Annotated in this window: 6 protein-coding genes; 3 read left to right on the top strand and 3 right to left on the bottom strand. The window is 69.1% G+C overall.

Features of this window, described 5'->3' with window-relative positions; all coding sequences use genetic code 11:
* Together IE00_RS12190 and IE00_RS12185 are read left to right on the top strand one after the other, a co-directional pair.
* The coding region (locus tag IE00_RS12190) for a CoA-transferase (RefSeq protein WP_305790323.1) at window positions 1–306 on the top strand (306 nt) is incomplete at its 5' end.
* The gene (locus IE00_RS12185; protein WP_072297383.1) at window positions 303–1,628 is read left to right on the top strand and encodes a lyase family protein; all 1,326 of its coding nucleotides are present in this window, start codon (window positions 303–305) and stop codon (window positions 1,626–1,628) included. The genes IE00_RS12190 and IE00_RS12185, both read left to right, overlap by 4 nt.
* Here IE00_RS12185 and IE00_RS12180 read toward each other — a convergent pair.
* Window positions 1,617–2,462 (bottom strand): helix-turn-helix domain-containing protein, encoded by an 846-nt coding sequence (locus tag IE00_RS12180; protein ID WP_170864143.1) that lies wholly within the window; start codon window positions 2,460–2,462, stop codon window positions 1,617–1,619. The genes IE00_RS12185 and IE00_RS12180 overlap by 12 nt on opposite strands.
* 97 nt (window positions 2,463–2,559) lie before the next feature.
* Here IE00_RS12180 and pobA point away from each other — a divergent pair, with 97 nt between their 5' ends.
* On the top strand, window positions 2,560–3,729 hold the full coding sequence (pobA, locus tag IE00_RS12175) for a 4-hydroxybenzoate 3-monooxygenase (protein WP_072297381.1): 1,170 nt from the start codon (window positions 2,560–2,562) through the stop codon (window positions 3,727–3,729).
* On the opposite strand, the gene IE00_RS12170 is transcribed toward pobA, so the two are convergent.
* Window positions 3,726–4,355 (bottom strand): ATP-binding cassette domain-containing protein, encoded by a 630-nt coding sequence (locus IE00_RS12170; RefSeq protein ID WP_072297380.1) that lies wholly within the window; start codon window positions 4,353–4,355, stop codon window positions 3,726–3,728. The two genes, pobA and IE00_RS12170, sit on opposite strands and share 4 nt — an antisense overlap.
* 3 nt (window positions 4,356–4,358) lie before the next feature.
* Window positions 4,359–6,032: an ABC transporter permease gene (locus IE00_RS12165; RefSeq protein ID WP_240493876.1), complete on the bottom strand. Its 1,674-nt coding sequence runs from the start codon at window positions 6,030–6,032 to the stop codon at window positions 4,359–4,361.
* Window positions 6,033–6,048: the final 16 nt, after the last annotated feature.

The raw sequence follows: 6,048 nt of genomic DNA, 5'->3' as shown, positions 1-6,048 counted from the left end.
GAAAACGGCGACCTGGCCAACTGGATGATCCCCGGCAAGCTGATCAAGGGCATGGGCGGCGCGATGGACCTGGTCGCGGGCGTGGGCCGGGTGATCGTGGTGATGGACCACCAGAACAAGGCCGGCGACAGCAAGATCCTGCGCGAATGCACGCTGCCGCTGACCGGCAAGGGCGTGGTCGACCGCATCATCACCAACCTGGGCGTCCTTGACGTCGTCCCCGGCGGCCTGAAGATCGTCGAACTGGCCGACGGCGTCACCCAAGACCAGCTGCGCGCCGCAACCGACGCAAACATCGTCGAATGACGGGACCGGCCGACAACCCGCTTTATGCCGACCTGTTCGGGGATGCCGCCACCGCCGGGGCCTTTACCGCCCAAGCCGAACTGGCGGCGATGATCCGGACCGAGGCCGCGCTGGCCGATGTGCAGGGCCGGGTGGGGATGATCCCCTCTGCCTCGGGCGATGCGATTGCGGCGGCCTGCGCGGACATGCGGATCGATCCGGCGACGCTGGCCGCCGCCACGGCGCGGAACGGCGTGCCGGTTCCGGCGCTGGTGCAGGCGATGCGCGACCGCATCCCCGCGCCCCATGCGCAATACCTGCATTGGGGCGCGACCAGCCAGGACATCATGGACACGGGGCTGGCCCTGCGGCTGCGCCCCGTGCTGGATCTGTGGCAGGGGCGGCTTGACGACCTGCTGACCGGGCTTGGGCGGATGGCGGACGATCATGCCGATCTGCCGATGGGGGCGCGGACCTATGGCCAGCTGGCCACACCCACGAGTTTCGGCGCAGTCGTCGCGGGATGGGGCTGGCCGCTGATCGAGGCGCGCCGGGACATGGACCGCCTGCGCGCCGCCGTGCTGCGCCTGTCGCTGGCGGGGGCCGCGGGCACCCTTTCGGCCATGGGCGATCAGGGCGCGCAGGTCCGCGCCGATCTGGCCAGGGCGCTGGACCTGCACGATCCGGGCCATGCCTGGCACAGCGACCGCAGCGGCATGGCGACGCTTGCCGGCTGGATCGCTTCGCTTGCCGCCAGCCTCGGCAAGATGGCCGAGGATCTGCTGCTGATGACCCAATCGGGTCTGGGGCTGGTGACGATCAGCGGGGGCGGCGGGTCCTCGACCATGCCGCAGAAACAGAACCCGGTGGCGGCTGCGGCACTGGCGGCGCTGGCGCGTCAGGTGCTGGGCCTGGCGGCGGTGATGACCGGCGCGGGCCTGCACCGCCAGCAGCGCGACGGGGCGGCGTGGTTCACCGAATGGCTGACCCTGCCGCAACTGTGCGTCAGCGCGGGGCGCATGCTGTCGCTGGCCGGTGACCTGCTGTCGCGTCTGCATCCCGATGCCAGCGCCATGCAGGCCGATTTGCAGACCGGAAACGGCGTCATCCATGCCGAAGCGCTCAGCTTTGCGCTGGTCCAGGTGATCGGGCTGGACCGTGTCGATGCGGCAGCCAGGGTCAAGGACCTGTGCGGGCAGGCCGCGCGCGACGACATCCAGCTGACCGCCCTGGCATCGGCCGAATGGCCGGGCCATGATTGGCCCCACCTGCTGGCCGCGCGGGGGCTGGGTCTGGCCCCGTCCGAGGCCCGCGATTTCGCGCGGACCGTCCTAGCGCTCTAGCTGCTGGCGATAGGCGCCGGGCGACAGGCCCATCACCTTGCGGAAGCGGCGGTTGAAATAGCTGGGGTCCTGGTATCCCAGCTGATAGGCGATCGCCTGCGCCGTCATCCGCGTATAGGCCAGCAGACGCGTCGCCTCGCGCATCAGGTGGCTTTCGATCAGCGCATGGGCCGACATGCCCGTCTGCGCGCGGCACAGCCGCCCCAGGTTGCGCGACGACATCCCCATCTGCGCGGCATATCGGTCCAGCGTCCAATGCCGCGTGTGGTTCAGGGCGATCAAGTCGACAAAGCGCAAAAGGCGGGTCTCTGCCGGGGGCAGGACCGTGTTCTTCGACACATGATCCTGCACCACGTCGCAGATCAGCTGCGCCAGCATCGCCCGCAGCCGGGTGTGGCGCAGAGGGGCCTGCCCCAGCCAGACATCATGCAGCGCCGTCACCTGGTCCGGCATGTCGGGGGCGGGCGTGGCCAAAACGGGCGCCGCGATCATCGGCCCGATTTCGGCATCGGCGGACAGGATCAGCGGGTGGCTTTCGACGGGCAGGGTCAGGACCCAGCCCTCGGTCCCGGCGGCGAAGGTGAAGCCGTGGACCAGGTTCGGCGGGACGAAGAGCGTCAGCGGCAGGGCGGGCTGGCTGATCTCTCCGTCCAGGTCGATCGTCGCGTGACCACCGACCAGCAGAAAGATCTGCGCCAGATGTGCGTGGCGATGCGGGCTGATGCGCCAGTCCAGCCCCGCCGCCCGGTCGCGGATGCGTTCCATGTGCAGGATGTCGGGAAAAGGCGAGTGTTCGCCGTAAAGCTGCCAAGCGGGAATGGAGCGCGTCTGCATGTCCGGATTGTGCCATGATTTGCCCGCATCGTCCATTCAGTCCCGCTGGTCCCCGTCGCAATCTGGGCGTCGCAGGAAGCGGTGCCATGGGGGGAATATGCGCACACAGGTGGCCATCATCGGCGGGGGACCTTCGGGCCTGTTGCTGTCGCAATTGCTGAACCGGGCCGGGATCGGGACGGTTGTGCTGGAGCGTCGAAGCCGCGAATATGTTCTGGGGCGCGTGCGGGCGGGCATCCTTGAGGCGGGGACCGTCGATCTGCTGGAACAGGCGGACGTGGGCGCGCGCATGCATGCCGAGGGGCACCCCCATCGCGGCTGTTATCTGACCGATGATCAGCAGATGATCCATGTGGATTTCACCGAAAGCTGCGGCGAGGGCGTGATGGTCTATGGCCAGACCGAGGTGACGCGCGATCTTTATGACGCGCAGGACAGGATCGGCGCCACTCATCTGCATCAGGTGGACAATGTCGCGCTGCATGACCTGACGGGGGATGCACCCCATGTCACCTTCGATCAGGGCGGCAAGGGCCACAGGCTGGATTGCGACATGATCGTGGGCTGTGACGGTTTCCACGGCGTCAGCCGACTTGCGATCCCCGAAGACGTGCGCCGTGATTATGAGCGCGTCTATCCCTTCGGCTGGCTGGGCATCCTGTCCGAAACGCCTCCGCTGCGCGACGAGCTGATCTATGCCAACCATCCGCGCGGCTTTGCGCTGGCCTCGATGCGCAACCCGATGTTGTCGCGATATTACATCCAGGTCCCGCTGACCGACCGGATCGAGGATTGGTCCGACGACGCCTTCTGGGACGAATTCCGCCGTCGCATGCCCGATGACGTGGCCGCCGATCTGGTCACCGGTCCCAGCATCGAGAAATCCATCGCCCCGCTGCGCAGCTTTGTCAGCGAACCGATGCGGTGGGGCCATCTGTTCCTCTGCGGCGACGCGGCCCATATCGTGCCGCCGACAGGGGCCAAGGGTCTGAACCTGGCGCTGGCGGATGTGCGGCTGCTGTCGGCGGCGCTGATCGCGCATTACCGCGACGGTGACGACAGCGGGCTGGATGAATATTCGGCGCAGGCGCTGGAGCGTGTCTGGCGGGCCGTGCGCTTTTCCTGGTCGGTGACGACGATGATACACCGCTTTCCCGACCATGACGCCTTTGATCGCCGCATGCAGCAGGTGGAATTGCAGGCGCTGGCCACATCCGACACCGCGCGGCGGCTGTTTGCGGAATGCTATACCGGGGTCGGGCTTTAGGCCGGGGACGACAGGACGACGACCGGACCGGCGGCGGCATCGGCATCCTGCGGGTCGTGCGTGACCAGCAGGGCCGGGATGCCCGCCTGCGCGATATGGGACAGGGTAAAGTCGCGGATCTCGGATCGCAGGGCGGTGTCCAGCTTGGCGAAGGGTTCGTCCAGCAGCAGGGCTCGGGGTTCCGCCAGCAGGCCGCGCATCAGCGCGACGCGCGCCATCTGCCCGCCAGACAGCGTGGCCGGGTCGCGGTCCGCCATGCCCGCCATGCCTGCGTCGCGCAAAGCGCCCTCGACCAGGGCGCGGCGATTGCGGGTGCTGCGCGGGATGCCGAAGGAGAGGTTCTGCCCGACGTTCAGATGCGGGAACAGAACCGGGTCCTGAAAGATCACGCCGACGCGGCGGACCTGCGGGGCCTGTCCGGCCAGATCCACCCCCGCCAGGACGATATCGCCGCTGATGGTGAAACCGCGCGCCAGATGCCCCCCGATCGCGTCCAGCAGCGTCGATTTCCCGACGCCTGACGGCCCCATCACCACCGCCACCTGTCCCGCCGGAACCTGCATGTCCAGGGGCGCGAACAGGGGGATGTCGTTGCGCTGGATCTGAAGGCGGCGCAGTTCAAGCATGGGTCACCCCTTTGCGCCCATGGCGCGGCGGTTGCGATAGGCGATGGCGGGAATGGCGAAGGCCAGCCCATAGGTCAGGATCGGCAGCAGCGCCTGAAGGCTGGCCACCACCCCCGTCACCCTGCGGTCGGACCCCGATGCCAGCGTCACGGCCTCGGTCGTCAGGGTCGTGACGCGGCCCGCCCCCAGAAACAGCGTCGGCAGGTATTGCGCGACCGATACGGCGATGCCGATGGCGAAGGCCGTCAGCACCGGCACCAGCAGCACCGGCAGCTTGACCCGCCACAGGATGCGCCACGGTCCCACCCCAAGGGCGGCGGCCGCGCGGGGCAGGCGCGGGTCCAAGGCGCGCCACGGGTCCGACAGCGCGATCATCACATAGGGAAAGACGAAGATGGCATGCCCCCAGATCACCAGCGCCACACCCTGCGGCAGTCCCGCCCCAAGGGCCGCGATGTTCAAGCCGTAAAGAAACGCGATCTGCGGCAGCAGCAGGGGCAGATAGATCAGCGCCTCGGCCCAGGGGGCACGGGGGGCGGCGCGGCGATCCTCGGCCTCCAGCCAGGCGATGGCGGCGGTCAGCGCCGCGGCGGTGCTGGCCAGCGCCACGACCAGCGTGGTCGCCAGCGGGCCCGCCGCGATCTGGCCCGCCCGCCCCCAGAACCGCCATGACAGCGTGGCGGGCAGGATGTCGGGAAAGGACCAGCGCCACGTCACCGACCACACCGCCAGCATCGCCAGCGAGGCCATGGTCAGCACCAGCATGACCGCGCCGCAGAAAACCGCGACCCGCGTGATGGCCGCCAGCCCCGGCACGCGGTGTCCCCGCGCCACCCAATCTGGTCCCCACGTTCGCACCGCCCGCTGCAGGGCCGCGACGCCCAGGCCCGCCACCACCACAAGCACCAGCTGCAGGACGCTGCCCGCCGCCGCCGGCAGCAGGCGCGTCAGGTCGGGATCGCCGTAAAGCCGCGTCAGCATCACCGCCAGCGTCGGCGGATTGGCAGGCCCCAGGATCATCGCGACATCCACGACCGACAGCGAATAGGCCAGCACCACCAGCACCGGCAACCGGATCAGCGGCCACAGCTGCGGCGCGATCAGGGTCAGCCAGATATGAGCCTCGGGCAGGCCCAGGGCGCGGGCGCTGCGCAGGTGGCGCGACAGGGGGATCTGCCGCAGTCCCGCCAGCATCATCAGCAGCAGGAAGGGGAATTCCTTGGCCGTCAGACCCAGGATCAGCGCCAGCCCCCAGGGGTCGTTGACGCTGGCGATGTCGGGGGGCAGGTACCACCCGGCCAGCGGCGCCGCGATCCGGGCCAGCCAACCCGACGGCGCGATCAGGAACCCCAACCCGATGGCCAGCGCCGCATGGGGCGCGGCCAGCACCGGCGCCAGCAGGCGCTGCATCCAGCGGCTGTCATGCCAGCTGATGCAGCATCCCGCCGCCAGAACCAGCGACAGCGCCGTCGTCGCCACCCCCGTCCACAGGCTGATCAGCACGGCACGCGGCAGGCCCGGGATGGCCATCAGGTCGCGAAAGGCGTCCAGCCCCGCCTGCGTGGTCCCCAATGCGGGCATCAGGCCCATGGCCGCGCGCAGGGTCTGCCAGACCCCGGCCAGGATCGGCAGCACGATCAGCATCAGGACCGCCCCCAGCACGATCCGTGCCAGCAAGCGGTCAGGCCGCGAT

This window comes from Paracoccus sp. SM22M-07, assembly GCF_001887735.1.
In the GTDB taxonomy this organism is placed as follows: domain Bacteria; phylum Pseudomonadota; class Alphaproteobacteria; order Rhodobacterales; family Rhodobacteraceae; genus Paracoccus.
Note: the sequence above shows the minus strand (reverse complement) of the source record. Positions and strands in the feature narration are given on the sequence as shown.